Origin of the sequence: Pseudomonas vranovensis (assembly GCF_040438935.1) — a bacterium.
GTDB lineage: Bacteria > Pseudomonadota > Gammaproteobacteria > Pseudomonadales > Pseudomonadaceae > Aquipseudomonas > Aquipseudomonas vranovensis.
Map to the genome: position 1 here is coordinate 5,287,809 of NZ_CP159259.1, position 24,988 is coordinate 5,312,796.

25 protein-coding genes and 2 tRNA genes are annotated in these 24,988 nt (G+C 61.4%); 10 read left to right on the forward strand and 17 right to left on the reverse strand.

The features are described 5' to 3' along the window. The first annotated feature begins 9 nt into the window (after positions 1 to 9). Positions 10 to 1,299, forward strand: coding sequence for an OprD family porin (locus tag ABVN19_RS24420; RefSeq protein ID WP_028942284.1), 1,290 nt, complete (start codon positions 10 to 12; stop codon positions 1,297 to 1,299). Positions 1,300 to 1,376: 77 nt separating this feature from the next. Here the strand turns inward: ABVN19_RS24420 and ABVN19_RS24425 are convergent, their stop codons facing one another. Beyond that, positions 1,377 to 3,035, reverse strand: coding sequence for an FMN-binding glutamate synthase family protein (locus ABVN19_RS24425; protein WP_105641425.1), 1,659 nt, complete (start codon positions 3,033 to 3,035; stop codon positions 1,377 to 1,379). Between the two features lie 218 nt (positions 3,036 to 3,253). Here ABVN19_RS24425 and ABVN19_RS24430 point away from each other — a divergent pair, with 218 nt between their 5' ends. After that, the gene (locus tag ABVN19_RS24430) at positions 3,254 to 4,453 is read left to right on the forward strand and encodes an MFS transporter (protein WP_028942282.1); all 1,200 of its coding nucleotides are present in this window, start codon (positions 3,254 to 3,256) and stop codon (positions 4,451 to 4,453) included. 70 nt (positions 4,454 to 4,523) lie between these two features. Continuing rightward, on the forward strand, positions 4,524 to 5,555 hold the full coding sequence (gene rfaD, locus ABVN19_RS24435) for an ADP-glyceromanno-heptose 6-epimerase (protein WP_105641426.1): 1,032 nt from the start codon (positions 4,524 to 4,526) through the stop codon (positions 5,553 to 5,555). Here the strand turns inward: rfaD and ABVN19_RS24440 are convergent. The 4 genes from ABVN19_RS24440 to ABVN19_RS24455 all read right to left on the reverse strand — a co-directional run bounded on the left by ABVN19_RS24440 (position 5,552) and on the right by ABVN19_RS24455 (position 7,866). Next, the gene (locus tag ABVN19_RS24440; RefSeq protein WP_105641427.1) at positions 5,552 to 6,931 is read right to left on the reverse strand and encodes an NAD(P)/FAD-dependent oxidoreductase; all 1,380 of its coding nucleotides are present in this window, start codon (positions 6,929 to 6,931) and stop codon (positions 5,552 to 5,554) included. The genes rfaD and ABVN19_RS24440 overlap by 4 nt on opposite strands. A gap of 95 nt (positions 6,932 to 7,026) precedes the next feature. Further along, complete coding sequence (locus tag ABVN19_RS24445; protein ID WP_028942279.1) at positions 7,027 to 7,227, reverse strand: hypothetical protein; 201 nt, start codon at positions 7,225 to 7,227, stop codon at positions 7,027 to 7,029. Positions 7,228 to 7,468: 241 nt separating this feature from the next. Then, a tRNA-Thr gene (locus ABVN19_RS24450) sits at positions 7,469 to 7,544 on the reverse strand. 97 nt (positions 7,545 to 7,641) lie between these two features. Further along, entirely contained in the window at positions 7,642 to 7,866 is a 225-nt protein-coding gene (locus ABVN19_RS24455; protein WP_028942278.1) for a hypothetical protein, read from the reverse strand. A gap of 395 nt (positions 7,867 to 8,261) precedes the next feature. Here ABVN19_RS24455 and ABVN19_RS24460 point away from each other — a divergent pair, with 395 nt between their 5' ends. Both ABVN19_RS24460 and mdtI read left to right on the forward strand, forming a co-directional pair. Further along, positions 8,262 to 8,621, forward strand: a complete 360-nt coding sequence (locus tag ABVN19_RS24460) for a multidrug/spermidine efflux SMR transporter subunit MdtJ (protein WP_028942277.1) — start codon at positions 8,262 to 8,264, stop codon at positions 8,619 to 8,621. Then, the gene (gene mdtI, locus ABVN19_RS24465) at positions 8,615 to 8,944 is read left to right on the forward strand and encodes a multidrug/spermidine efflux SMR transporter subunit MdtI (protein WP_105641428.1); all 330 of its coding nucleotides are present in this window, start codon (positions 8,615 to 8,617) and stop codon (positions 8,942 to 8,944) included. The genes ABVN19_RS24460 and mdtI overlap by 7 nt, the downstream gene beginning before the upstream one ends. A 240-nt stretch (positions 8,945 to 9,184) precedes the next feature. Here mdtI and ABVN19_RS24470 read toward each other — a convergent pair whose 3' ends face one another. Genes ABVN19_RS24470 through ABVN19_RS24490 form a run of 5 tightly spaced genes read right to left on the reverse strand, consistent with a single transcriptional unit; the run spans position 9,185 to position 13,415 of the window. Continuing rightward, positions 9,185 to 10,405 (reverse strand): methyltransferase, encoded by a 1,221-nt coding sequence (locus tag ABVN19_RS24470; RefSeq protein ID WP_028942275.1) that lies wholly within the window; start codon positions 10,403 to 10,405, stop codon positions 9,185 to 9,187. Between the two features lie 45 nt (positions 10,406 to 10,450). Further along, positions 10,451 to 11,140, reverse strand: coding sequence for an ABC transporter permease (locus ABVN19_RS24475; RefSeq protein WP_028942274.1), 690 nt, complete (start codon positions 11,138 to 11,140; stop codon positions 10,451 to 10,453). Continuing rightward, positions 11,137 to 11,793 carry an ABC transporter permease gene (locus ABVN19_RS24480; protein ID WP_028942273.1) on the reverse strand — a complete coding sequence of 219 codons (657 nt, stop codon included), beginning with the start codon at positions 11,791 to 11,793 and terminating at the stop codon, positions 11,137 to 11,139. Before ABVN19_RS24480 ends, ABVN19_RS24475 begins: the two co-directional genes overlap by 4 nt. Positions 11,794 to 11,851: 58 nt before the next feature. After that, on the reverse strand, positions 11,852 to 12,628 hold the full coding sequence (locus ABVN19_RS24485; protein WP_028942272.1) for an ABC transporter substrate-binding protein: 777 nt from the start codon (positions 12,626 to 12,628) through the stop codon (positions 11,852 to 11,854). A 13-nt stretch (positions 12,629 to 12,641) separates the two neighbouring features. Beyond that, positions 12,642 to 13,415 carry an ABC transporter ATP-binding protein gene (locus tag ABVN19_RS24490; RefSeq protein WP_028942271.1) on the reverse strand — a complete coding sequence of 258 codons (774 nt, stop codon included), beginning with the start codon at positions 13,413 to 13,415 and terminating at the stop codon, positions 12,642 to 12,644. A gap of 612 nt (positions 13,416 to 14,027) precedes the next feature. Between ABVN19_RS24490 and gabP the strand changes: the two genes are divergently transcribed. Beyond that, on the forward strand, positions 14,028 to 15,422 hold the full coding sequence (gene gabP / locus ABVN19_RS24495) for a GABA permease (protein ID WP_028942270.1): 1,395 nt from the start codon (positions 14,028 to 14,030) through the stop codon (positions 15,420 to 15,422). A gap of 85 nt (positions 15,423 to 15,507) precedes the next feature. On the opposite strand, the gene ABVN19_RS24500 is transcribed toward gabP, so the two are convergent. The 7 genes from ABVN19_RS24500 to panM all read right to left on the reverse strand — a co-directional run bounded on the left by ABVN19_RS24500 (position 15,508) and on the right by panM (position 21,453). Continuing rightward, a complete protein-coding gene (locus ABVN19_RS24500) occupies positions 15,508 to 15,948 on the reverse strand; it encodes a hypothetical protein (protein ID WP_105641429.1) in 441 nt (146 codons plus the stop codon). 60 nt (positions 15,949 to 16,008) lie between these two features. Next, a complete protein-coding gene (gene ppk2 / locus ABVN19_RS24505; protein ID WP_105641430.1) occupies positions 16,009 to 17,061 on the reverse strand; it encodes a polyphosphate kinase 2 in 1,053 nt (350 codons plus the stop codon). A gap of 143 nt (positions 17,062 to 17,204) precedes the next feature. Next, positions 17,205 to 17,280 (reverse strand) — tRNA-Phe (locus ABVN19_RS24510). A 91-nt stretch (positions 17,281 to 17,371) separates the two neighbouring features. Then, on the reverse strand, positions 17,372 to 17,644 hold the full coding sequence (locus ABVN19_RS24515) for an oxidative damage protection protein (protein WP_028942267.1): 273 nt from the start codon (positions 17,642 to 17,644) through the stop codon (positions 17,372 to 17,374). Further along, complete coding sequence (gene mutY / locus ABVN19_RS24520; protein ID WP_105641431.1) at positions 17,644 to 18,708, reverse strand: A/G-specific adenine glycosylase; 1,065 nt, start codon at positions 18,706 to 18,708, stop codon at positions 17,644 to 17,646. The genes ABVN19_RS24515 and mutY overlap by 1 nt, the downstream gene beginning before the upstream one ends. Next, entirely contained in the window at positions 18,705 to 20,951 is a 2,247-nt protein-coding gene (locus ABVN19_RS24525; RefSeq protein ID WP_105641432.1) for an AsmA family protein, read from the reverse strand. The genes mutY and ABVN19_RS24525 overlap by 4 nt, the downstream gene beginning before the upstream one ends. 97 nt (positions 20,952 to 21,048) lie before the next feature. Beyond that, the gene (gene panM, locus ABVN19_RS24530) at positions 21,049 to 21,453 is read right to left on the reverse strand and encodes an aspartate 1-decarboxylase autocleavage activator PanM (protein ID WP_028942264.1); all 405 of its coding nucleotides are present in this window, start codon (positions 21,451 to 21,453) and stop codon (positions 21,049 to 21,051) included. A gap of 214 nt (positions 21,454 to 21,667) precedes the next feature. Between panM and ABVN19_RS24535 the strand changes: the two genes are divergently transcribed. From ABVN19_RS24535 to ABVN19_RS24550, 4 genes are all read left to right on the forward strand, one after another. Beyond that, positions 21,668 to 23,320: an OFA family MFS transporter gene (locus ABVN19_RS24535; protein WP_105641433.1), complete on the forward strand. Its 1,653-nt coding sequence runs from the start codon at positions 21,668 to 21,670 to the stop codon at positions 23,318 to 23,320. 138 nt (positions 23,321 to 23,458) lie between these two features. Continuing rightward, positions 23,459 to 24,052 (forward strand): imidazoleglycerol-phosphate dehydratase HisB, encoded by a 594-nt coding sequence (gene hisB, locus ABVN19_RS24540; protein ID WP_028942262.1) that lies wholly within the window; start codon positions 23,459 to 23,461, stop codon positions 24,050 to 24,052. Then, entirely contained in the window at positions 24,052 to 24,690 is a 639-nt protein-coding gene (hisH, locus tag ABVN19_RS24545; protein WP_028942261.1) for an imidazole glycerol phosphate synthase subunit HisH, read from the forward strand. The genes hisB and hisH overlap by 1 nt, the downstream gene beginning before the upstream one ends. Further along, positions 24,690 to 24,950 carry a DUF2164 domain-containing protein gene (locus ABVN19_RS24550; RefSeq protein WP_105641434.1) on the forward strand — a complete coding sequence of 87 codons (261 nt, stop codon included), beginning with the start codon at positions 24,690 to 24,692 and terminating at the stop codon, positions 24,948 to 24,950. The genes hisH and ABVN19_RS24550 overlap by 1 nt, the downstream gene beginning before the upstream one ends. Positions 24,951 to 24,988: the final 38 nt, after the last annotated feature.

Consider the following 24,988-nt stretch of genomic DNA (forward strand, 5'->3'; position numbering starts at 1 on the left):
GAAAATAAAATGTTCAAAACCAGGATCAGTCTGATCGCGCTCAGCCTCTTGACCGCGACCCAGGCTATGGCCAATGACCAGGCCGCCGCCAAGGGCTTCGTAGAAGACAGCAGCATGAACGTCCTGCTGCGCAACGCTTACATCAACCGTGACAAGAAACACGGCACCGACGACCAGATCGAATGGGGCCAGGGCGTCATCGCCAACTTCTCCTCCGGCTTCACCCAGGGCACCGTTGGTGTGGGTGTCGATGCGTTCGGTCTGTACGCCGTGCGTCTGGACGGCGGCAAGGGTCACAACGGCGGCGCCGGTGTCGACTTCTTCAAGCCTAGCGATGGTGCTCAGGCCAACTCCCCGCACAACCTGGCCCGTGGCGGCGCTGCAGTAAAACTGCGCGTTTCCAACACCGTGCTGAAGTACGGCGACCAGATGCCTTCGCTGCCAGTACTGCAGTACGACGATGCCCGTCTGCTGCCAGAAAGCTTCACCGGCACCATGATCACCTCCAAAGAGATCAAGGGCCTGGAACTGAACGCTGGCCGTTTCACCCAGGAAGCGCGCAAGAGTGCTGAAGGCCGTGACAGCGGTGGCCTGAAGTCGATCAACGTGCTTGGCGGTAGCTACAAGTTCACCGAGAACCTGTCGGCTGCGGTGTACGGTTCCGACGTCGAAGACGTGCTGCAGAAGTACTACCTGGGCGTGAACTACGTTCACCCAATCGCCGATGACCAGTCCCTGACCCTGGACTTCAACGGCTACAAGTCGGACATCAACAACAAGTACGTCAAGGAAGCTGGCCTGACTGGCGACTCCAACACCATCTGGAGCCTGGCAGCCACTTACGCCTTCGGTCCGCACTCGGTGACCATTGCTCACCAGCGCAGCACTGGCGATACCGGCTACCAGTACGGCTGGTACCAGAACCGTGGTGGCGTGGGTGACGGTGGCTCGACCATCTACCTGGCCAACTCGTACTGGTCTGACTTCAACGCTGAAGACGAGCGTTCCTGGCAGATCGGCTACGGCCTGGACTTCGGTGCCTTCGGCGCACCGGGCCTGACCTACAAAGTGGCCTACGTGCGTGGTGACAACATCAACACCCACGGCTTCGGCGAAGGTAAAGAGCGCGAAATCTTCAACCAGGTCAAATACGTCGTTCAGGAAGGCCCTGCCAAGGACCTGTCCGTCAAACTGCGTAGCTCGTTCCTGCGTACCTCTGACAGCGTTCGTCAGAACGGCTACAACGACGACGGCAACGAAGTCCGCGTATTCGTCGAATACCCGATCAGCATTTTCTGATTGGATTTCGCGGGGCAAGCCTGCTCCCACCTTACTCGGTGGGAGGGGCTTGCCCCCCCCGATCGAACAACCCCGGTTTATGCCGGGGTTGTTTCTTTTCTGCGCACTGGAACCTTCACGGTCTCACCCATCTCCGGCTCAAAGCTGTCACTGCGGGCCATTCGCCACATCCGCGCATAGAACTCGCTGTTGATCTCGCCGCTGAGCAACTCGCCAGGCTTGAGGAACACGTGCAGCTGCGAAAACAGTCGAATCTCGCTGGCACTGATGCGCCGAACCAGGTGCTTGGGCTTCAGTTGTGAAGGGTGATCGAGCCCCGCAGCCGCCAGCATCTCGGCCAGGGCGTGCAGGGTGTTGCGGTGAAAGCTGTAGACTCGGTCGGCCTTGTCGGGCACCACCAGCGCGCGTTGGCGCAATGGATCCTGGGTTGCAACCCCGGTGGGGCACTGGTTGGTGTGGCAGCTTTGCGACTGGATGCAACCAATGGCGAACATGAAGCCGCGCGCGGAGTTCACCCAGTCGGCACCAATGGCCAGCACGCTGGCGATATCGAACGCACTGACAATCTTGCCGCCGGCACCGATGCGCACCTTGTCGCGCAGGTTCAGGCCGACCAAGGTGTTGTGTACGAACATCAGCCCTTCGCGCATCGGCACCCCGATGTTGTCGCTGAACTCCCGTGGCGCAGCGCCGGTTCCTCCTTCCTTGCCATCGACCACGATAAAGTCCGGCACGATTGCGCTGCTCAGCATGGCCTTGGCGATGCCCATGAACTCCCAGGGATGGCCCAGGCAGAATTTGAAACCCACCGGCTTGCCGCCCGACAGCTCACGCAGCCGCGCAATGAACTGCAGTAGCTCCAGCGGCGTGCGAAAGGCGCTGTGGGCGGCGGGCGAGATGCAGTCCTCACCTACCGTCACCCCGCGCGTGGCGGCGATTTCGGCGCTGACCTTGTGCCCCGGCAAGATCCCGCCATGACCAGGCTTGGCGCCCTGGCTGAGCTTGATCTCGATCATCTTCACCTGCGGATCGCTGGCCTGGGCGGCAAAGCGTTCGGGGTCGAAACGTCCCTCTTCGCTGCGGCAACCAAAATAGCCGCTGCCGATTTCCCAGATCAGGTCGCCACCGTGTTCGCGGTGGTAGGGGCTGATACTGCCTTCGCCGGTGTCATGGGCAAAACGCCCGCGCCTGGCGCCCTGGTTCAAGGCGGCAATGGCATTGGCACTGAGCGCACCAAAGCTCATGGCGGAGATATTGAAGATCGAAGCCGAGTAAGGCTGGCGGCACTGCGGCCCACCGATGGCGATGCGAAACGAGGCCGGGTCCGGCGTGTCGCTGGGCAGCATCGAATGGCTGATGAACTCAAAGCCCGGGCGGTATACATCATTGAGTGTGCCGAAGGCCTTCTCGGCGCTTTCATTCTTGGCCCGGGCGTACACCAGCGAACGCTGGGCGCGGGAGAAGGGCAGCTTGTCGTCATCGCCTTCGAGCAGGTACTGGCGGATTTCCGGGCGGATGGTTTCGATCAGGTAACGGATGTTGCCCAGGATCGGGTAATTGCGTCGCACCGCGTGATGACGTTGTCGCAGGTCGTTCAGCCCGACCAGGCTGAGCACTGCGCAGAGTGCGGTAAAGGGCCAGAGCCAGGACTGGGTTGCAAGGAAGGGCAGGCTGATACAGGTGAAGAGCAAACAGCCGGCCAGACAGGCAAAACGGCTGGGAAGCGAAGCTTTCATGGATCTTCCGCTGATGTGAGAGATCCTACCTAGGATAAGGCAAGCCCCTGCGCAGAAAACCCGTGGTTTCGGTAAAAGACTTTTATTCCCGGTGTGCTTGACCCCGCCGTTGGCGCGATAGTTTGCCAATGACTGAACCCAACTCCGGCACTTGCATAACTGCCGCTCGCAGCCGCCGTGCTACAAGGCTCGTACCGTTTTTTTGCGAGTGAGAATCTGTGACCGCCGCTTCCCGTACCGCACCTGCCAACAAGGGCTTTGGCCTGCTTTGCCTGGCCAGCTACTTGCTGTCGCTGTCGTACGGCTCGACCTTTTTGTTGTCGTTGCTGGTCAGCACCCGCGGCGGCAACGAGCAGGACGCGGGGCGGATAATTTCCCTGGCGATGCTCAGTACGGTGGTGGCGGTACTCGGCAGCGGACACCTGGCTGATCGCCTGGGCTCGGCGCGGGCCATTGCACTGTCGGCGCTGTGCCTGGTGGCCGCCTGCCTGGGTTTTGCCCTGATGCCTGGCATCGGCATCGGCCTGATGTTCTGCGGCCTTGCCCTGGGCCTGGGCTGGGGTGCGTTCTACACCCTTGGGCCGATCCTGGTCGCCGAACGGGTCGAGCCTGAGCGCCGCACACACTGCTTTGCCTTGCTCTCGGGCAGCATGATGAGCGGCATTGGCTCCGGACCTCTTGCGGGCAAGCTCGCAAGCTTCTTTCACCTGCCAGTGCAAACGGCGTTCTTCACCGCGGCGACGGCGGCAGTGCTTGGCCTGATGATCTTCAACCACCTGGCCCGACAGCCCCGGCAAGCTGCCAGCCCCGTCGGCATCAGCCGCCGGGCCAGTGCCCAGGTGCTGGGCTCGGCGGCGCGCTGGCCGATTCTGATGGTCGGCCTGGGTGGTGCGATCTTCGGCGGCCTGGGTAGTTTTCAAACCTCTTACGCTGCAGCCCGTGGCCTGGACTATTCGCTGTTCTTCGTCGGTTTCATGAGTGCGGCCATTGGTTGCCGGTTGCTGGTGGCCGGGTGGGTGGTCAAGCGTGACGCCTACCGCGCCTCCTGCCTACTCTCGGCCTTCACCGTGCTGGCCGTGCTGGCATTGGGCTGGTGGGTGCAGAACAATCTTGGTTACCTGTTGGCCGCTGCCTTGCTGGGTGTCGGCTATGGCCTGAACTACTCGGTGATCAACGGCCTGGCGGCCAACCAGGCGCCGGCCGGGCACACCCCGCAAGCCTTGCTGCTGTTCAGCCTGGCCTATTTTCTCGGCGTGTTCGGCTTCCCGTGGCTGGCGGGCAACTTGATCGTCAGCGGTGGTACCGAGGCCATGATGCTGTGCCTGCTGGGCATCGCCTTGCTCAACTGGCTGGTGAGCGCCGGTCGCCTGGTCGGCCGCTGGCGCGCACGCACCCGCGAGGTATCGCCGTTTTATTGATCCTGGTTAATTTTTGTTCAAATGGTCAGCTTTACACTGAATGCTCTGCACCCTCAAAGGGGGACAAGGCATGACCATCATCGTGACCGGCGCCGCCGGTTTCATCGGTAGCAACCTCGTCCAGGCCCTCAACCGACGCAATGAAACCGAGATCATTGCCGTCGACGACCTGACCGATGGCGACAAATTCCGCAACCTCGCCGACTGCGAGATTGCCGACTACCTCGACAAGGACGACTTTCTCGAGCGCTTTGCCCGCGGCCAGTTCGGCAAGGTCCGCGCGGTGCTGCACCAGGGCGCCTGCTCCAGTACCGTCGAAGGCGACGGGCGCTTCATGATGGACAACAACTACCGTTTCAGTCGCAACCTGCTCGATGCTGCCCAGGCCCTGCAAGTGCCCATGCTGTATGCCTCGTCGGCAGCGGTGTATGGCGCCGGGCGCGACTTTCGCGAACAGCGCGAGTGCGAGCGGCCGTTGAACGTCTACGGCTACTCCAAATTCCTCTTCGATCAACACGTGCGCAGGCTGTTGCCTGCAGCGCGCAGCCAGATCGTCGGCCTGCGCTACTTCAACGTCTACGGCCCCCACGAACAGCACAAGGGCACCATGGCCTCGGTGGCCCTGCACTGCTTCAACCAGTACCAGGCCCACGGCAAGGTCAGCCTGTTCGGTAGCTATGGCGACTACCCCAGCGGCGGCCACCTGCGCGATTTCGTGTCGGTAGAGGATGTGGTCAAGGTCAACCTGCACTTTCTCGACCACTCTCGGCTCAGCGGCCTGTTCAACGTCGGCAGTGGCCGCGCCCAGCCGTTCAACGAAGTAGCCATGGCTGTGATCAACCGCCTGCGCGAGCAGCAAGACCAGCCCCCGTTGTCACGGGAGATGGCCTTGCTCGAGGGCATCCTTGAATACAGCGACTTTCCCGACCACCTGCGCGGCAAGTACCAGTGCTACACCTGCGCCGACCTGAGCCGCTTGCGCGAGGCAGGCTTCACGCAGCCGCTGCTCACGGTCGAGCAGGGTGTGGCCCGCTATTGCGACTGGCTGCAAGGCATCGAGGTAGCGCCGCCTGCCCAGCATAGGCACGCGGCTGTGGCCTAGTGCCGGCGCAGGGTTTTTACATCGCCCTTGGCTGAGGTTTCGCGCAGGTACTCGACCAGCGAATCATCCACTGCCTGCATCCAGCGGGTGTGGTGCGGCACGGCAGCGGTGCCGGTGATCACTGAACGGTAGGACTTGTCGCGATAGCCCATGATGTCCTGCTTCTTGTCCGACTTCCATTTGAGGAAGATCCGGTTCACCGCGTCGATATCGAAGCTCGGGTAGTCGGTTTGCTCGATCAGGTGCTTGATGTAGCGGCCCTGAAACTCGTACATCTGCGCGGTGGTTTGCAGCGCCTCTTCTTCGGCGCGCCAACGGGCGCTGTCGGCCTGCATCTCGGCCATCGATGGCAGCTTCTTGAGGCCCAGCATGTAGTCCCGGGCGAACCATGCCTGGGCGTCGAACATGTTGAAGCTGTACCAGAGGTCTTGCATGCCGAGGTAGATCAACTGTGGGTTCTGCTCCCACACCACGCCCTGGTACAACCCCAGCGGCCACAGGCGGTTGCCGGTATTGAGCGTCAGCTCATCGGGCAGGAACGGGAAGTGGTGCTGATAGCCGGTGCACAGAATGATCGCCTCCACCCGCTTGCTCGACCCGTCGGCAAAGAACGCCAGCTCACCTTCCACCCGCTGCAACTGCGGGCGCTCTTCCCAACCCTTGGGCCACTTGTAGCCCATGGGCTGGGTGCGATAGGCCGTGGTGATGGAGCGCGCGCCGTACTTGAAACACTGTGAGCCGATGTCTTCGGCTGAGTAACTGCTGCCGACAATCAGCACGTCCTTGCCCTTGAACTCCAGCGCATCGCGAAAATCGTGGGCATGCAGAATGCGCCCGGAGAAGCGCTCGAAGCCGGCGAAGTCCGGCACATGCGGGGTGGAAAAATGCCCGCTGGCCACCACCACGTAATCGAACACCTGCTCGATGCCCTGGCCTTGTGCATAGTCGTAGGCGGTGACCGTAAAGGTGCGGCTGGCCTCATCGAAACGCACCGCCTTGACCGCCGTATTGAAGCGAATGTAATCGCGCACACCGGCCTTCTTCACCCGGCCCTGAATGTAGTCCCACAACACCTCACGCGGGGGGTAGGACGAAATCGGCCGCCCGAAGTGCTCGTCAAAGCTGTAGTCGGCGAACTCCAGGCACTCCTTCGGCCCGTTCGACCACAAGTAGCGGTACATACTTCCGTGTACCGGCTCGCCATGCTCATCCAGCCCGGTGCGCCAGGTGTAGTTCCACATCCCGCCCCAGTCGGCCTGCTTCTCGAAACAGACCACCTCCGGCATGGCCGCCCCCTTGGCATGAGCGGATTGAAAGGCACGCAGCTGCGCCAGGCCAGACGGGCCCGCGCCGATAATGGCAACACGAATACTCATAAGACTTCCTGACAGAAAACACTGAAAAAAATGCAAAGCGTCTCCAGCCCTGAGCGGCAAAAAGCCGAGGGCAATGGAAAGCGAAAATTCAGGCGTCAGCTGGCAGGCGGAGGAACAGGGCGTTTGCGTTTGTGCGCGAGCAAGACGTCGCGGGGTGGAATCGACAGCGCATGGAACAGTGTCGAGAGGGGAGAGCTGGTCAGCGAAAGCGTGGCGACCGCGGTAGGCCCGTAGGTATTGCCGAACAGCGCGGCAAACGGGCCTTGGGGGCGAAAGATACGTGTGGTCTCGTTCATGGCGGGCTGATTCTGCCTCTTTTGGTTATGGATGCCTTTTTAGCTATAACGGATGGGGATTTGGATTACAAGGTTGGATGGCGTTGGTGCTGCATCGTAAGGCGACCGAGCGGTTACACCTTTTCGGCCGAAGGTTGCGGTCAGCCCACCGCCAGTAATGTCGAATGCTACGGAGAAGCGCGGTTTTCTAGACGGAAACAAAAAAGGCCCACCTTTCGGTGAGCCTCTTTTTTACTGCGTATGGTGCCGGCACCAGGAATCGAACCCGGGACCTACTGATTACAAGTCAGTTGCTCTACCATCTGAGCTATACCGGCACAGGGTCGCCATTATAGCGATCAGTTTGCGTCTGTAAACTACTTCTGCAAGATTCGTTGCGATGCCCGGTTTCTGGGTGTGTCGCGGGGGATTTTCTTACCAGCCGCGGTGCAATGTCGTGGCGTCGGGTTCGTTTTGGGTCGGGTCGAAAATCATCGGTTTGTGTTCGTGGCAGCCGCGCTTGTTGCAGTGGGTGGTGGGCTGGGCGGACAGGGGGGGTAGTGGCGTGTCCCAGGCAGAGGCAGTGGGGGCGCTTGGAGTGCTGCAGCCGGGGAGGGTGGTCAGGGCGGCGAGCAGGGTGAAGGGGTAGAGGGCTTTCACTTGAATTCCGTTTGCTGATGGGCTGTTTCGGGGCTGCCACGCAGAATCGCAGCCTGGCGGCAGCCGCTACGTGACGGTTGTGGTCTTGGGTGGGGAATATAATTTACGAAACTTTCAGCAGGCTTTAAGGGCTTTTCCCTGAATAGGTCATAAACCACGCGATTTTTAATTAGTGATTCTCTATCGATTTGACTTAAGCAATGCCTTGAGCTAATTTGTTGTGCATTATGTTGAACACTAAAGCGTTTCTGCTCCTCATCCCTCGTCTGGCCACCCGTGAAAATCACTGGACCGGCGGTCTGTAGCGCCTCCCCCGACAATCAGCTTTTTCTCTTTTTTGTCTGTAGCCGTCGCTGTTTGTGCGCGCGGTGTGTTGTCGCCCGTGGGAGGGCATCATGCGTTCCTGGATCTATTTGTTTATCGCCATCATCGCTGAGGTGATCGGCACCGCGTCGATGAAATTCGCCGCCACTCATTCTGCCATTCTGGGTCATGGGTTGATGTACGCCATGATCGGTCTGTCGTACTTCTTCCTCGCCCTGGCCGTTAAACGTGTGCCGGTGGGCGTTGCCTACGCACTGTGGGAAGGCATCGGTATCGTGCTGATCACACTGATCAGTGTGACCTGGCTCGGTGAGAGCATCGGCCTGCTCAAGGCCGCCGGCCTGGGTGTGATGATCGCCGGTATTCTGCTGATCAAGGCTGGTACCCGCGCCGCGCCTGCCAAGCGCGAGATGGAGGCCCTGCCATGCTGACCATGAATTGGGTTCCCTTCGCCTGGCTGGGCCTGGCGATCGTGCTGGAAGTTTTTGCCAACCTGCTGCTCAAGTATTCCGACGGCTTCCGCAAGCGCGGCTACGGTATCTTCTCGATTCTGTGCGTGCTGGCGGCCTTTACTGCTTTGGCCCAGGCTGTTCGCGATATTGAACTGTCGCTGGCTTATGCCATTTGGGGTGGCTTCGGCATCCTTGCCACCGTAGCCATGGGGTGGGCGCTGTTTGGTCAGCGCCTGGCCGGGCGCGGCTGGTTGGGCCTGGCACTGTTGCTGGTCGGTATGAGCTTGCTGAAACTGGCCTGATTTTGCTGCTTAGAGCGTTTGGTTAAAATGCTTATGCACAAGCCGCGTGCCATATCGGTGTCGCTTCCATCGGACCAACGCTTGCCGTTGGTCTTTGCGCAAATGGCTGTTTTTGCTGGCGATAAGCCGCTGAGCAAAAAACGACCAACGGTCGAAAGCGCTTGGATCCAAGGTTTTTGAGGGTTTTTTCAAAAGGTTGCACACAGACTTATCCACAGGCTGCGCACCTTCGGGGCAGGGTTACTGGCGTTCCGCCAGGAGCATCAAGTTGCGCGGTGTGAGGGGCTGCTCACAGAACACTCCCAGCTGTACGTGGTAGCCCTGCTCCTGCAGGTACAGCGCACGGTCGAGCACCAGCCACAACTCCAGCGGGCGGCGGAACAGGTTGCGCAGCAACTCCAGGTTGCGAACCTCGGCCAAGCGCTGCCAGCCAGCAGCCTGCTGTGCGTCCCAGTCAGGGGTGTGGTCTATCGACAGGCCTTTGAGCGCCGCCAGTTCCCGGCAGTAGTCGGCATAGGGCTTTTGCAGCCAGCTGACCGGCAACGAGGGTGTCGGCAGGTACTCATCCATGCCTCGCAGCGCTCGCTGCAGTAAATCGAACCCCAGGCGTCTGGCCATCGACTCATCGCGCTGGCGGCGTACCCGTGCGCCGGCGGTGACGGTTTCGCTCAGGGGCAGGCCCAGGTCATCGATCGACAGATGCAGGCCGGAGGTGATCGCAGCGGCCGAGAGCGGCTGGTACTGCGCCGCCTGGATGCGGTTGTAGCAGCAGGGCGCAATAGCCAGCTGACGGCAGCCCTGGCGGCTGGCCAATTGCATCAGGCGTACGTGCAGGTCGCCACAGGCATGCAGGGCGACGGCGGTGTGGGCGCTGCCCAGGCGCTGGTCGGCGTCTTCGGCCAGTACGTCCTGCAATAGGTGCTGGGCATTCACGCCGTGGTGCTGGCTCAGTTGCCGGCCAGCGTCGACCAGCGCCGGGTCGTATTCAAGGCAGGTCAGTTGCTGCTGCTCGGCCTGCAGCAAGCGCCGGCCCAGGTGGCCTTTGCCTGAGCACCAGTCCAGCCAGTGTCGTGGCGCCTGGGTAAAGCCCAGGTGGCTGGCGAAGGCTTCGATCTGCTGCCATTTGCGCCCCGGCACATCCACGTTCAAGCGATGGCTCGCCGCTGGCAGGGCGATTGTGGATAACTCGCCGACCTCGGCCAATTGGGCGGCCATGCTTGCCAGCTGTGGAAAAGGTGCCGGCGCGTCCAGTCGCTCGGGATGGTTGTGCGCGGTTTCTGCCTCGTCCAGCGAGCGCTGCCGCAGCCAGGCCGCCAGCGTCGGGTGCTCGGCCTCCCAGGGCAGTTGCAGCTGGGTGAAGGGGCGTGGTCGCCACAAGTGCTGGTGCTCGCGCAAAAAGCTGTCCAGTGCCTGGAAGCGGCTGGGCAGTTGGTCATTGGCGAGGGGGAGGGCAGTGGTCATGGTCTGATACGAAAACGGGGCTGTGATCAGCCCCGTTATACAGGTTCAACGGCCTTGGCAGGCGTCTACGCGCAGCCAGCGTTCCAATTGCTTGAACGCTTGCACCAGCACGAAGGAGATCACCAGGTACATCACACCAGCGGCGAAGAAGATCTCTACCGGCATGTAGGTGCGCGCAATGATGGTCCGGGCCATGCCGATGATGTCCAGCAGGGTCACGGTACTGGCCAGGGCGCTGGCCTTGAGCATCAGGATGACTTCGTTGCTGTAGGCCGGCAGGCCGATGCGCGCGGCGCGCGGCAGCATGATGAAGATCATCGCCTTGGCCCGCGACATGCCCAGTGCCCGTGCCGCTTCAATCTCGCCACGGGGGATGGCCTGCAAGGCGCCACGAAGGATTTCGGCGATGTAGGCCGCGGTGTGCAGGGTCATGGTCAGCACCGTGCACCAGAACGGATCGCGCAGGTAAGGCCACAGCGCACTGTTTTTCACCGCATCGAACTGCGCCAGACCGTAGTACACCAGAAACAGCTGCACCAGCAGCGGGGTGCCGCGGAAGAAAAAGATGTAGCCAAAGGGCAGGGCGCGCACATACCAGTGCCGCGACGAGCGGGCGATACCCAGCGGAATGGCCAGGATCAGGCCGACAATCACGGCAATGGCCAGCAGTTCGAGGGTCAGCGTGGCGCCCTGGACCAGCTTTGGCAGCCACTTGATGATGACTTCCCAGTTCATTGGTTGGCCCTCGCGAAGCCGCGAGCGGCGCGTTTTTCCAGAAAGTGCATGACGATCATGGCGACGATGGTCAGGCACAGGTAAATGCAGGCAGCAGCCATGTAGAAGGTGAATGGCAGCTTAGTGTTGGTCACGCCGTTCTGGGCCTGGCGCATGATTTCTTCGAGGCCGATCACCGACACCAGGGCGGTGTCTTTCATCAGGATCATGAACAGGTTGCCAAGGCCGGGCAGGGCCATGCGCCACATTTGCGGCAGGATCAGCCTGGAGAAGATGCGGCCCTTGGACAGGCCCAGGGCCAGGCCCGCTTCGCGGTGGCCCTTGGGGATGGCCAGGATCGCGCCGCGGAACACTTCCGTGGCATAGGCACCGAAGCACAGGCCCAGGGCGATCACGCCGGCAACGAAGGGCTTGTCCATCAGCGTGGCAAAGCTGAAGTAGATAAACAGTACCCAGAGCAATTCCGGTACGCCGCGTACCAGGGTGGAGTAGGTGCCACCAATCCATTGCAGGGGTTTGAAGGGCGAGGTCTTGGCCAGGGCGCCGAGCAGCCCCAGCACCAGCCCTACGCAGAGGGCCGACAACGCCAGTTTGACGGTCATCAGCGTCCCGGCCGCAAGAGCCGGACCGAATCCGTATAGATCAATATTCATGGGCAGGTGTGTTCAAGGGACGGGCACCGCCCATGCAGGCGGTGCCGGTCGGGGCGAATCAATAGATGCTGAAAGGGAAGTACTTGTCGTTGATCTTCTTGTAGGTGCCGTCAGCAACGATTTCTTTCAGGGCAGCGTTCAGCTTCTCGCGCAGTGGATCGCCTTTGCGTACGGCGATACCGATTTCGTCACTCTCGACCACAGGCTCGCCTTTGAACTCGTAGTTCTTGCCCGCTTCGGACTTGAGCCAGTCGTAGTTGACGAACTTGTCGGCCAGCAGTGCGTCGACGCGGCCGGAGGTCAGGTCAAGGTAGGCGTTTTCCTGAGTGTCGTAGAGCTTGATGGATTTGACGTCGTCGCTGAAGTTGTCTTCGAGCCAGGTGCCGGACAGGGTGGCGCGCTGGGTGCCGATGGTCTTGCCCTTGAGTGCGGTCTTGAGCGAGGCCATGTCGGTTTTTTCGACCTTGAAGTCGCTGTTTTTCGGCGCGATGAACTGCAGCTTGTTGGAGTAGTAGCGGTCGGTGAAGTCAACGGCCTGCTTGCGCTCGTCGGTGATCGACAGCGACGAGACGATGAAGTCGTATTTCTTGGCCAGCAGCGACGGAATGATGCCGTCCCAGTCGGAGGTAACCACTTCGCATTCGACTTTCATCTTGGCGCACAGGGCGTCGCCGATGTCTTTGTCAAAGCCCACTACCTGGCCACTGGCGTCCTTGCTGTTGAATGGCGGGTAGGCCGCCTCGATGCCCATCTTCAGTTTCTCGGCAGCCATTGCATTGGCCGAGAACACCAGCGTGGCGGCAGCGGCCAGGAGGAATTTCTTATAGGTCTGCATGCGTGTTGCTCCGTTAGCGGTTGCTGGACATGAATTGTTTACAACGCGCCGAGTTCGGGTTTTCAAAAACCTGCTGCGGCGTTCCCTGCTCTTCGACCAGCCCTTGATGCAGGAAGACGACTTCGCTGGACACCTGGCGGGCGAAGCCCATTTCGTGCGTAACCAGTAGCATGGTACGGCCTTCTTCGGCCAGGGCGCGGATAACGTTAAGCACTTCCTGGACCATTTCCGGATCCAGGGCCGAGGTCGGCTCGTCAAACAGGATGACCTTGGGCTTCATGGCCAGGGTGCGGGCAATGGCTGCGCGCTGCTGCTGGCCACCGGACAATTCGGCCGGGTAGCTGTGGCGCTTGTTGTGGATGCCGACCTTGTTGAGCAGCGCCTCGGCATGTTCGATGGCCTCGGCCTTGCTCTGGCCGAGCACGCGGCGAGGGGCCTCGATGATGTTGTCGAGGATGCTCATGTGCGGCCACAGATTGAAATTCTGGAACACGAAGCCGATCTCGCTGCGCAGGCGATTGATCTGCTTGTTGTCGGCTGCCACCAGTTCGCCGTTTTTTGCCGACTTGAGCCGCAGCTCTTCGCCAGCCACCAGGATCTGGCCCTGGTGCGGGTTTTCCAGCAGGTTGATGCAGCGCAGCAGAGTGGACTTGCCGGAGCCGGAGGATCCCAGGATCGAGATCACGTCGCCATCGCGTGCGGTCAGCGAGATGCCCTTGAGAATCTCCTGGTCGCCGTAGCGTTTGTGCAGGTTGCGGATTTCCAGCGCGGGCGTGGCCTCAGCCATGTGCGGTCCTCATGTGTTCTGGTGCGCTCCTGCTGTTGGCGGCCTTCTTGGCGAGCGCCAAGCTAGCATAGCGGCTGAATGACAGCCAACAACGACGGGAGGGGCAACGGGTTACCGGGAGGGCGGGTGTCGCATCGCTGCAGCTGACTGTCGCGCGGATGTCCGCCTGCCCTCGTTTCCAGGGCCGGAGCCTTGATGAAAAAAGGCGCGATGGTGCCATTTTTGGCCAGTGCTGGGAAGCCGTTTCTGACCTTCCGTACAGCTTCGGGCATGGATTGCGGCGATTGGTTGCGCCTTGTGGGTTGTACCTTTTTGCTCCAAGGATGTGCGTGAGGTGTTACCGGTGATGGATTTTGGTGCGACCGTCTATTTGTAAGTGAGTATTTCAGTAATTAAGGGGGGAGGGGCCTTTTTTAGTGGGCATTCGGCCAGTGTCTGGCGGAAAGGCCTGTAAACCTTGTTGCACAAGGCCGTAGGGGATTTCGAACGAACGGTCGGGGAGCTGGCGCACTATTTGCGTTCCTGATCGGTAACAGGATGTTGCGCCGCTGCATTCAAGGGCGCACCCGACGTCGCAGGACCGAAAAGCCAATCCTTGCAAAGGTAGTTTTAATGAGCGGTACGCACACTTCCAATGACCTCGCTCAGGGGCTCAAACAACGGCATGTCACCATGCTGTCCATTGCTGGCGTTATCGGCGCCGGTTTGTTCGTCGGCTCCGGCCACGCCATTGCCGAGGCCGGCCCAGCCGTGCTGCTGGCCTATGCCGCTGCCGGTACCCTGGTGGTGCTGGTGATGCGCATGTTGGCGGAAATGGCTATCGCCTCGCCGGATACCGGCTCCTTCTCCACTTACGCCGACAAGGCCATCGGCCACTGGGCCGGCTTTACCATCGGCTGGCTGTACTGGTGGTTCTGGGTGTTGGTGATCCCGCTGGAGGCCAATGCCGCCGCCACCATCTTGCATGCCTGGTTCCCTGATGTCGGGATCTGGGTGTTCACCCTGGTCATCACCTTGCTGCTGACCGCGACCAACCTGTTCAGCGTGAAGAACTACGGCGAGTTCGAGTTCTGGTTCGCGTTGCTCAAGGTGGTCGCGATCGTCGCCTTCATTATCCTTGGTGCTGCGGCAATCTTCGGCCTGCTGCCCAACAGCCAGGTCAGCGGCGTCAGCCATCTGTTCGACACCCAGGGCTTCATGCCCAACGGTATGGGTGCGGTGCTGGCAGCCATGTTGACCACTATGTTCTCGTTCATGGGCACCGAGATCGTCACCATTGCTGCCGCCGAGTCGAAAGATCCGGGCAAGCAGATCACCAAGGCCACCAACTCGGTGATCTGGCGGATCTTCCTGTTCTACCTCGTGTCGATCTTCGTGGTCGTGGCCCTGGTGCCGTGGAACCACAGTGACCTGGCCGAAGTGGGCTCCTATCAGACTGTGCTGAACCTGATGGGCATCCCCAATGCCAAGTTGATCGTCGACATCGTCGTGCTGATTGCCGTGACCAGTTGCCTGAACTCGGCGCTGTACACCTCCTCGCGCATGCTCTTTTCCCTGAGCAAGCGTGGTGATGCACCGGCCGTTGCCCAGCGCACCACCTCAACCGGCACGCCGTACTGCGCGGTGGTGCTGTCGACGGCGGCGGCGTTCCTTACCGTGATCGCCAACTACCTGGCCCCGGCCCAGGTGTTCGAGTTCCTGTTGGCCAGCTCCGGTGCCATCGCCTTGCTGGTGTACCTGGTGATTGCCGTTTCGCAACTGCGCATGCGCCGTCAGCGTATGGCCCGTGGCGAGAAGATTGCCTTCAAGATGTGGCTGTTCCCGGGCCTGACCTGGGCAACCATCGTGTTCATCGTGGGCATTCTGACGGTGATGCTGATCCGTCCGGACCATCGCATCGAGATCGTGGCGACCGGGTTGCTGTCGATTGCAGTTGTGGCGGCGGGGCTGCTGGTGGCGCGCAAGCGCAAGGCCGAAGCGGCTGGGCGGGTTGTGCTGAACAACTGACGGGATGAGTTGCGGGGCAAGCCCTACCGGTGCATACAAAACCTGTAGGAGCGGCGGTGTGACGTCTCGACTTGCCCCGCGAAACTCAGCCGAACTGCTTCTGCTGAGTCTTGGCCACAGCCTCAGAGGCCGAGATGTAGGCCTCCTGGAACTCGTCGCTCTCCAGCCACGCCATGGTGGTGTCTTCGTCTGCACCGTCCAGCCATTTGCGGTAGGCGGTGAAGACCATGACGATGTAGTCGGTAGCGTGTTCTTCCTTGTGGCCCTTGAGCACCAGGGCCAGCAGCGGGTCAACCAGGAACACCGAGATCAGCGACACCAGCCCGCCTTCCTGAGCGGTCTTCATCTTCTCGAACAGGGCGTCGTAGCTGCCCGAGTCCATTGCCTTGTTGAACACCTGCTCAACGCTTGCGCTGGAGCTTTCGCCACTGCTCTTGACCGCCTGGCCGCTACGCACCATGCGGTTTTCGCGAGCCTTGGCGGCAGCGCGCTTGGCGCGTTTCTGTTGTTTGCTGTTGGAGGCCATCGGTGAATCCTGAGTCGTAAGGTTTTGCGTATTGAATCGCAGTTGGCCGGGAAACCCAAGCTACGAATGGGTGGCCAGCGGCTGTACACCCTCACTACGGTCCTCTTCCACCAGCACCCGCGATGCCCGGTCCACCAACAAAGGGTCGGGATGATGGGCCACGCGCAGGTCTTTGCCCGGATAGTCCAGCGAATGCAGGAAGTGACGGATGCAGTTGATCCGTGCGCGCTTCTTGTCATCGGACTTGACCACTGTCCACGGCGCATCGGCGGTGTCGGTGTGGAAAAACATTGCCTCTTTGGCCGCGGTGTACTCGTCCCACTTGTCCAGCGACTTGATGTCGATAGGCGACAGCTTCCAGTGCTTGAGCGGGTCGTCACGTCGGGAGATGAAGCGGCGCAGCTGTTCTTCGCGATTCACCGAGAACCAGTACTTGAACAACAGGATGCCGCTGTTGCAGAGCATGCGTTCAAGGTCGGGCGCCTGGCGCATGAATTCCAGGTACTGCAGCGGCGTGCAGAAATCCATCACCCGCTCGACGCCGGCGCGGTTGTACCAGGAGCGGTCGAAGAAGACCATTTCACCTGCGGTGGGCAGGTGCTGGATATAGCGCTGGAAGTACCACTGGCCCTTTTCCTGCTCAGAAGGCTTCTCCAGGGCCACGATGCGTGCGCCGCGCGGGTTCAGGTGCTCCATGAAGCGTTTGATCGTGCCACCCTTGCCCGCGGCGTCACGGCCTTCGAACAGCACGACGATGCGCTGGCCGGTGTCTTTGACCCAGCTCTGTACCTTGAGCAGCTCGATCTGCAGTTCGTGCTTGGCCTTGTCGTACTCGGCACGGCGCATGCGGGTACGGTAGGGGTAGCTGGCGGGCAGTCTGGCCGAGGTACTGTCTTCATTCGAGCCGCGTGGGGCCGAGGCGACTTTGAGTGCGGCCGGCTGCTGGCTGATGGTGCTGATCGGCGCGTCGGTGCTGGCGGTCGCAGGGGGGCGTGGGGCGCGCGGGCGACGTGGGCGGGGGGTAGCGGTCTTGCGCGGTGTAGTCGTGCTGGTGCTCGCGGGTGTTTCGGTAGCGGGCAAGGGCAGGGGCAGGGCTGTGGAATCTTCGCTCATTGGGGGCCTGTTGGTTTTCGGGTATCCACCAGGCAGCTTACGGCGATGGGGCGGGGGCGTATTGACGGTGGTCAACGACGGCGCTTTTTGCGGCGCAAATGAAAAACCCCTGAATCTCGCGATTCAGGGGTTTTCGGTATTAGTGGTGCCCAGAGACGGAATCGAACCGCCGACACGGGGATTTTCAATCCCCTGCTCTACCGACTGAGCTATCTGGGCAACGGGGCGCATTAAAAGGGTTTTTCGGATTTACGTCAACGACTTTTTTAAAATTTTTTAAATTAATTCCGTCGCTTACGATTTTCCGGGGTTATTCGGCCGGTGGAACGTAGCCTTCGGCCTTCTCGTATTCCTGGCCGGAGAAGAACTTGTCCATCTCGCCCTGGAGGAATTTGCGGTCCTCGGCGTTCATCATGTTCAGGCGCTTCTCGTTGATCAACATGGTCTGTTCTTTCTGCCAGTCGGCCCAGGCCTTCTGCGAGATGTGCTCATAGATGTCCTGGCCCTTGGCGCCGGGGTACGGTGGGCGCTCAAGGCCTGGCAGTTCTTCTTTGTACTTGCGGCACATTACGGTGCGGGTCATCACGACTCTCCTGCAATCAAAACGTCGGCCGCGCGCTTAAGCAGTTTTTTCACCGGGGCGGCAAGGCCCAGGCGCGGCGGGGTGGCGAGGTTATACCAGAGCCAGTCGGCCTCGGCCACGTGGGCCCGGGTGTCATCGACCCGGACCAGCCAGGGTTCAATGGCCAGCTGGAAGTGGCTGAAGGTGTGGGTCAGGCTGTCCAGCGCCTGGCTGCCAGCCAGGTTCAGGCCGTGCTGCTCGGCCAGGTCTTCGAGCTGCTCCAGGTTGTCGAGCTCCGGCAGGCTCCACAAACCACCCCACAGGCCGCTGGAAGGGCGACGGTAAAGCAGGATGGCGCCTTCGGGGTTGGCCAGCAGCGGCATCAGGGTGCGTCGCTGGGGCAGCTCTTTGCGCGGCTTGGGGATCGGGTAGCGGATCTCCTGGCCGAGCATGTGCGCTTCACAACCGACCTTGAGCGGACACAGCAGGCAACTGGGCTTGCTGCGAGTACACAAGGTGGCGCCCAGGTCCATCATCGCCTGGGTGTAGTGGTTGACCCTGGCGTGCGGGGTGTAGCGTTCGGCATTGGCCCACAGCGCCTTGGCCACCTTGGGCTCGCCCGGGTAACCCTCCTGGGCGGTGTAGCGGGCCAGCACGCGCTTGACGTTGCCGTCGAGGATCGGCGCGCGCAGGCCCATGCTGATACTGGCAATGGCGCCGGCGGTAGACAGGCCGATGCCGGGCAGGTCGGTGAGCTTCTCGACATCGTGGGGAAATTCGCCGCCGTACTGCTCGACGACGATCTTCGCGGTTTTCTGCAGGTTGCGCGCCCGGGTGTAGTAACCCAGGCCTGTCCACAGGTGCAGCACTTCGTCTTCAGGTGCCTTGGCCAGGGCCTGCACGGTGGGCAGCGCTTCCATGAAGCGAGCGAAGTAATTGAGCACGGTGCTGACCTGGGTCTGCTGCAACATGATCTCCGAGACCCACACCCGATACGGGTTGATGCCCTGTTGCCAGGGCAGGTCATGACGGCCGTTACGGTCGTACCACGCCAGTACGGCGCTGGAAAACTGCTCGGGGCTCATCGCTTGAACAACCCCTTGAGTGCATCCTTGAGTTCCGGGCTCACCTTGTCACCGAGCTTCTCGTCGATCTTGTCGCTCAGTTTCTCGCTGACCCGGTCGCCAGCGAGTTTGGCGGCAACCTTGCCCAGGCCGTCCTTGTCCAGGCGGCAGGCCTTGGCGCCCAGCTCCAGCGGGCCACGGCACTGCAGCGGCAATTCCAGGCCCACGTAGCGCTCGCCCACCTGACAGGCCGGGTCCGGCATGTCGCGCTTGTCGCCCTCGACGATCACGCCGATGCGGTAGTCCATGCCGAGCACGCGCAGGTCGAGGTCGCCGCGACCGTTGACGGTCAGGCCCGGAATGCGTGCCTTGAGGTCCGGGTTGCTGGCGACGCCGTTGCGCAGCACCAGGGTGCCCTTGAGCTCCTGGAACGGCGTGTCCTTGCCCCGAGGCTCGCCGCTCAAGGACTTGCGGTTCAGCGTAGCGATGGCCTGGCACAGTTGCTGTTCAAGGTTGGCGTTGACCAGGATGCCGTCGTTGATGACGAAGCTGGCGTTGCCGTTGAGGGTGTCGACCAGGGCCTTCTGGCTGTTGCCGGTGGCGGTCAGGTCGCTGTTGAGGGTCAACAGGCCTTTGACCGGCGGGGTTTCGGTCTGGCTCTTGATGAAGTGCTCCACCGGCACTCGGTTGATCTTGGTGTTCAGGCCAATCTGCGGCACCGCGGGGCGTACATCGAGGGTGCCCTTGGTGGCGAAGTCGCCGTTGTAGAGGCCGCCGCTCAGGGTTTCGAGGGTGATCAGGCCACCTTGGCCCTGGGCTTTGAGGTGGGCGTTCTCGATCGGCAGCTTCTCCAGGGTCAGCAGGCCGAAGGTCAGATCGGCCTGCAGGTCGACTTTACGCAGGCGGTCGACCGGCAGCAGCTTGTCGTTGCTCCAGGCCACCTGGGTAGGAGCGTCGGGCAGCGGCGTGTTGCCGGCGGTGGCCAGGGCGCTGTCTTCCTTGCTCTTGACCTCGGCCTGACGCGCCGCCGTGGCGCTGGCGGCCGCTTCGCTCTTGACCGGCATGTAGCGGTCGGCGTCGAACTTGTCGGCCTTGAGCTGGATGCGCAGGGCTTGCTTGGCGAAGTCTTCGACGGCCAGGCGGCCGCTGAAGGTGCTGTCGTCGAGTTTTACTGCCAGGTCTTCCAGGGCAAGGCTGGTAGGGCTGCCTTGCAGGCGGCTGACCATCTCGAACTTGCTCAGGGTGGTGGCGTCGGCCGAGGCCGGCAGTGGGCGGCCGATGCTGTCGAGGAACTTGCGCAGGTCGAGCTGGGCGATGGACAGGCCGCCGGTCAGCTGGGGGGTTTTGTCCAAGTCACGCACGTTCAACTCGCCGAGGGCGCGCAATTGGTTGGCCGACAGCTTCAAGCCGTTCCATTCGGCGACGTTGGCTGCCAGATCGACCAACAACTGGCCCTGGGCGGCAAAGCTCATGGTCTTGCCCTGCAACGGTTCACCCGAGGCCTCACCGCTGAGTTTCATGTCTTCGAACTGGTAGCGCTTGAGGCGACGGTCAAAGCGCAGCTCGCCGTTGAGCTCGGTACGCGCCTTGATCACTGGCTGGCCGGCACTGAGGAAGGCGGTCAGCTTCAGCGGGATGTTCACGCCTTCGTGTACGGCGCCGGTGCTCAATTGGATGCTTTCGGCGCCAAAGGTCTGGCCGCTGCGGGCATCGGTGTACTGCACCCGGGCGTTGTTCACGGTCAGGCTGTCGATGTCCAGCTTCACAGGGCGGTCGCTGGCGTCGCTCTTGCTCTCGGCCTGGGCCGTGCCATCGGCGGCAGGCGGGGTGCCTTCGCCAGGTGCCGGCGTGGCAGCCGGCAGCGGCTTGCCGATGTCTTCCCAGTTGCCATGGCCGTTCTCGTCGCGGCTCAGGGTCAGGTTCAGGCCTTCGACACGCACATCGCTCATTTGCACTTCACGGCGCAGCAGGGGCAGCACGCGCACTGAAAGGCCAAGCATCTGCAGGTCGGCAAAGGGCACTTGCGGATTGTTCAGGGTGGCGATGCTGGCTTCATGCAGTTCCAGCCCCAGCCAGGGGAACAGGCTCCAGCCGATATCACCATTGAGCGTCAACTCGATGTGGGCCTTGTCGCGTGCCAGCTGGCGAATCTCGTCTTTGTAGTCGTTGGGATCGAAGAGGTGGGTCAGGGCGAAGCCCAGAGCCACAATGATCAGCAACAGCCCGAGAAGCACCAGCCCCAGGATTTTGCCGAACGCTTTCATGGGCGAGTCCTTGTAGTCCGATTTCTAAAATTCAGCCGCAGAGTATAGCGCTGCGGTCGTTGACGCTGGAGTGATGCCGCGCTGTCAGGAATTTTTCCTACAGTTGTGCCACATCCAGCTTCAGGTTCAGTGGTGCCAATAGCGCGTTCATCTCAGCGCTTTCCTGCTTTGAAAACAGACGCAACCCAGCCCCTGCTTCTTGTGCCAACCGCTGTGCCTCGTTGACCAGGCGCAGCCCGACGCCGCGGCGCCGGGTCAATGAGCGTACGCACAAGTCGCTCAATTGCCAGGCTACATCCTCACGCTGCAGGCGGGCAGCGCCGAGCAGGCGATCGTTGAATCGCGCGGCGATCAGGCTGCCGTCCTCAAGTGCTGCGCTGACCAGGGCCAGGGCCTGTTCGGGGCCGGCGAGCATCCAGGCGGGGGCGTCGGCATAGAGCCTGGCCAGGTCCTGCAGGTCTTGCTGGCTGGGAGTGGTCAGGGTTTCGACAACGATGGGCATGACAGTTCCTTGCACACGGGTTCAGTTGTTGAGCAAAAGACGGGATCAGCTTGCTTTCAGTGCGGGCGGCTAATGCTACTCTTTCGCCGCTCGCGGGTCCTGCTGTGGCGTTTTGTCGCGTTTTGCAGGGCAATTGTGCCAAATAAGACGACCAGTGCCTGCCGGCCAAGGTCGTGAGCCGTGAGCTGACCATTTCTACGAGGGACTACAACAAATGAACAGCATCACGGCAGGCGCCAAAGCCAGCCCCCCGGGTTTCCTGTCCAAGGAGCGGATTATCGCCACGCCCGGCTTCAACCGCTGGCTGGTACCGCCCGCCGCCCTGGCGATCCACTTGTGTATCGGTATGGCCTACGGTTTTTCGGTGTTCTGGCTGCCGTTGTCCCAGGCCGTCGGCATCACCGCGCCGGTTGCCTGTGCGCCCGACATGAGCTTCTTTGCCCGCCTGTTCAGCGCCGACTGCGACTGGCAGATCTCGATGCTGAGCTGGATCTACACCCTGTTCTTTGTGTTCCTGGGCTGCTCGGCGGCGGTCTGGGGCGGTTGGCTGGAGCATGCCGGGCCGCGCAAGGCCGGTGTGGTGTCGGCACTGTGCTGGTGCGGTGGTTTACTGCTTTCGGCGCTGGGTATCTACACCCACCAGCTCTGGTTGATGTGGCTGGGTTCGGGGGTGATCGGCGGAATCGGCCTGGGCCTGGGGTACATATCGCCGGTCTCGACGTTGATCAAGTGGTTCCCGGACAAGCGCGGCATGGCCACCGGCATGGCGATCATGGGCTTTGGCGGCGGGGCCATGGTTGGCGCACCGCTGGCGGCAGCCTTGATGAACCACTTCGCCAGCCCTGAAGGTGTCGGCGTATGGCAGAGCTTCGTGGTGATGGCGGTCATCTACTTCATCTTCATGATCGGCGGTGCCCTGGCCTACCGTGTGCCGCCCACCGGCTGGAAGCCCGAGGGTTGGACCGCTCCGCTGAAAAAGGCCAACAACGCGATGATCACCCACCGCCATGTGCATGTCAGCGTGGCGTGGAAAACCCCGCAGTTTGCACTGATCTGGTTGGTGTTGTGCCTGAACGTTTCGGCGGGTATCGGCATCCTGGGCATGGCCTCGCCACTGCTGCAGGAGGTTTTTGCCGGCAAACTGCTGGGTAATGACCTGACCTTCAGCCAGCTCAACACCGCACAGCTGGCGCAGATCGCCGCCATCGCCGCCGGCTTTACCGGGCTGCTCAGCCTGTTCAACATTGGCGGGCGGTTTTTCTGGGCGTCGTTCTCCGACTATATAGGGCGCAAGAACACCTACTTTGCCTTCTTCGCCCTGGGCGTTGCCCTGTATGCACTGGTGCCGAACATGGGGCAGGTGGGCAACATCGCCCTCTTCGTGGCGGCGTTCTGCATCATCCTGTCTATGTATGGCGGTGGCTTTGCCACGGTGCCGGCCTACCTGGCCGACCTGTTCGGTACGCAGATGGTCGGGGCCATTCACGGTCGCCTGCTGACCGCCTGGGCGGCTGCCGGGGTGCTTGGCCCGGTGTTGATCACGTATTTGCGCGAGTACCAACTGTCGCTGGGGGTCGATCGCGCGGCGGTGTACGACATCACCTTGTACATCCTCGCCGGCTTGCTGGTGCTGGGCTTTATCTGCAACGCGCTGGTACGCCCGGTGGCCGACAAATACTTCATGACCGACGAACAACTGGCGGCCGAACAGGCGCTGGGCCATGACCAGGGCAGCGCGCGGGTGCTGGAGTGGCATGCGGCGCCGGGCACCTTGCCGCTGGTGATCGCCGCCTGGCTGGTAGTGGGCATTCCGCTGGCCTGGGGGATCTGGGTGACGCTGCAGAAGACGGCGGTGCTGTTCAACTGACCCGCGGCTGCGGAAATTTGTGCGATTTGGGGGATTTACCAGGTAAATCCCCTGCCACATGTCATCTTCGTTTCATGCCAGACATATCTGGGCCTATAATGATCGCCTTTTTCGCCCAATGATTTTGCGGAGCTGGTGATGGTCGAACGTAAGGCTTCCGTCGAGCGCAATACTCTGGAGACCCAGATCAAGGCCTCGATCAACCTGGATGGCAGCGGCAAGGCCCGATTCGATATCGGTGTGCCTTTCCTTGAACATATGCTCGACCAGATCGCCCGACATGGGCTGATCGATCTCGACATCGAATGCAAGGGCGACCTGCATATCGACGATCACCATACCGTCGAAGACGTCGGGATCACCCTGGGCCAGGCGTTCAACCAGGCCATCGGTGACAAAAAAGGCATCCGCCGCTACGGCCACGCCTATGTACCGCTCGACGAAGCACTGTCGCGTGTGGTTATCGACTTCTCCGGCCGCCCAGGCCTGCAGATGCACGTGCCCTATACCCGTGCCTCGGTAGGCGGCTTCGATGTCGACCTGTTCCAGGAATTCTTCCAGGGCTTCGTCAACCACGCCAACGTCACCCTGCACATCGACAACCTGCGTGGGCACAACACCCACCACCAGATCGAAACCGTGTTCAAGGCTTTCGGCCGCGCGCTGCGCATGGCCATCGAGCTCGATGAGCGCATGGCCGGTCAGATGCCGTCGACCAAGGGTTGCCTGTAATGCAGACAGTTGCCGTAATCGACTATGGCATGGGCAACCTGCACTCGGTGGCCAAGGCCCTGGAGCATGTAGGCGCCGGCAAGGTGCTGATCACCAGCGATGCTGCGGTGATCCGCGAGGCTGACCGCGTGGTATTTCCGGGTGTTGGCGCGATCCGCGACTGCATGGCCGAGATCCGCCGCCTGGGCTTTGACAGCCTGGTGCGTGAAGTCAGCCAGGACCGTCCGTTCCTCGGCATCTGCGTGGGCATGCAGGCGCTGCTCGATCACAGTGAAGAGAACGACGGCGTCGACTGCATCGGACTGTTTCCCGGCAACGTGAAGTTCTTCGGCAAGGACCTGCACGAAGACGGCGAGCACCTGAAAGTGCCGCACATGGGCTGGAACGAGGTCACCCAGGCCATCGATCACCCGCTGTGGCACAACATCCCCGACCTTGCACGTTTCTACTTCGTGCACAGCTACTACATCACCGCGGCCAAGGCCGTGCAGGTGGTGGGCCGTGGTCACTACGGCGTCGATTTTGCCGCCGCGCTGGCTGAAGGTTCGCGTTTTGCCGTGCAGTTCCACCCGGAGAAGAGCCATACCCATGGCCTGCAACTGCTGCAGAACTTCGCTGCCTGGGACGGACGCTGGTAATGAGCAAATCCAGGACCAAGGCACCGATCCTCACGCTCGCACCGGAACAGGAACGCGAGGCACTGGATGTACTCAAGCGCTTTCTTGAAGACCGCTTCGAGCTGCAGCTTGGGTCGTTCGAGGTGGCCGAGGTCCTGGACGTGTTCACCAAAGAGATTGCCCCGCACTACTACAACAGGGCGATTTTCGATGTGCAGACGCACCTCAAAGAGAGGTTCGAAAGCATCGAAAGCGACCTGTGGGCGCTCGAGAAGAACTGACTTCCCGAGCATCACTGTTTACCGAATAGACAGGTTTT

Excerpts from the sequence above, each read along its gene's own strand:
- ABVN19_RS24475 (WP_028942274.1), bottom strand. The coding sequence starts at position 11,140 with ATGAACTGGGAAGTCATCATCAAGTGGCTGCCAAAGCTGGTCCAGGGC.
- ABVN19_RS24425 (WP_105641425.1), bottom strand. The coding sequence starts at position 3,035 with ATGAAAGCTTCGCTTCCCAGCCGTTTTGCCTGTCTGGCCGGCTGTTTG.
- ABVN19_RS24535 (WP_105641433.1), top strand. The coding sequence starts at position 21,668 with ATGAACAGCATCACGGCAGGCGCCAAAGCCAGCCCCCCGGGTTTCCTG.
- mutY (WP_105641431.1), bottom strand. The coding sequence starts at position 18,708 with ATGAGCCCCGAGCAGTTTTCCAGCGCCGTACTGGCGTGGTACGACCGT.
- ABVN19_RS24485 (WP_028942272.1), bottom strand. The coding sequence starts at position 12,628 with ATGCAGACCTATAAGAAATTCCTCCTGGCCGCTGCCGCCACGCTGGTG.
- ABVN19_RS24470 (WP_028942275.1), bottom strand. The coding sequence starts at position 10,405 with ATGACCACTGCCCTCCCCCTCGCCAATGACCAACTGCCCAGCCGCTTC.
- ABVN19_RS24445 (WP_028942279.1), bottom strand. The coding sequence starts at position 7,227 with ATGAACGAGACCACACGTATCTTTCGCCCCCAAGGCCCGTTTGCCGCG.
- ABVN19_RS24460 (WP_028942277.1), top strand. The coding sequence starts at position 8,262 with ATGCGTTCCTGGATCTATTTGTTTATCGCCATCATCGCTGAGGTGATC.
- ppk2 (WP_105641430.1), bottom strand. The coding sequence starts at position 17,061 with ATGAGCGAAGATTCCACAGCCCTGCCCCTGCCCTTGCCCGCTACCGAA.
- hisH (WP_028942261.1), top strand. The coding sequence starts at position 24,052 with ATGCAGACAGTTGCCGTAATCGACTATGGCATGGGCAACCTGCACTCG.
- ABVN19_RS24440 (WP_105641427.1), bottom strand. The coding sequence starts at position 6,931 with ATGAGTATTCGTGTTGCCATTATCGGCGCGGGCCCGTCTGGCCTGGCG.
- ABVN19_RS24420 (WP_028942284.1), top strand. The coding sequence starts at position 10 with ATGTTCAAAACCAGGATCAGTCTGATCGCGCTCAGCCTCTTGACCGCG.
- ABVN19_RS24480 (WP_028942273.1), bottom strand. The coding sequence starts at position 11,793 with ATGAATATTGATCTATACGGATTCGGTCCGGCTCTTGCGGCCGGGACG.
- ABVN19_RS24525 (WP_105641432.1), bottom strand. The coding sequence starts at position 20,951 with ATGAAAGCGTTCGGCAAAATCCTGGGGCTGGTGCTTCTCGGGCTGTTG.
- ABVN19_RS24515 (WP_028942267.1), bottom strand. The coding sequence starts at position 17,644 with ATGACCCGCACCGTAATGTGCCGCAAGTACAAAGAAGAACTGCCAGGC.
- ABVN19_RS24490 (WP_028942271.1), bottom strand. The coding sequence starts at position 13,415 with ATGGCTGAGGCCACGCCCGCGCTGGAAATCCGCAACCTGCACAAACGC.
- gabP (WP_028942270.1), top strand. The coding sequence starts at position 14,028 with ATGAGCGGTACGCACACTTCCAATGACCTCGCTCAGGGGCTCAAACAA.
- mdtI (WP_105641428.1), top strand. The coding sequence starts at position 8,615 with ATGCTGACCATGAATTGGGTTCCCTTCGCCTGGCTGGGCCTGGCGATC.
- ABVN19_RS24550 (WP_105641434.1), top strand. The coding sequence starts at position 24,690 with ATGAGCAAATCCAGGACCAAGGCACCGATCCTCACGCTCGCACCGGAA.
- hisB (WP_028942262.1), top strand. The coding sequence starts at position 23,459 with ATGGTCGAACGTAAGGCTTCCGTCGAGCGCAATACTCTGGAGACCCAG.
- panM (WP_028942264.1), bottom strand. The coding sequence starts at position 21,453 with ATGCCCATCGTTGTCGAAACCCTGACCACTCCCAGCCAGCAAGACCTG.
- rfaD (WP_105641426.1), top strand. The coding sequence starts at position 4,524 with ATGACCATCATCGTGACCGGCGCCGCCGGTTTCATCGGTAGCAACCTC.
- ABVN19_RS24500 (WP_105641429.1), bottom strand. The coding sequence starts at position 15,948 with ATGGCCTCCAACAGCAAACAACAGAAACGCGCCAAGCGCGCTGCCGCC.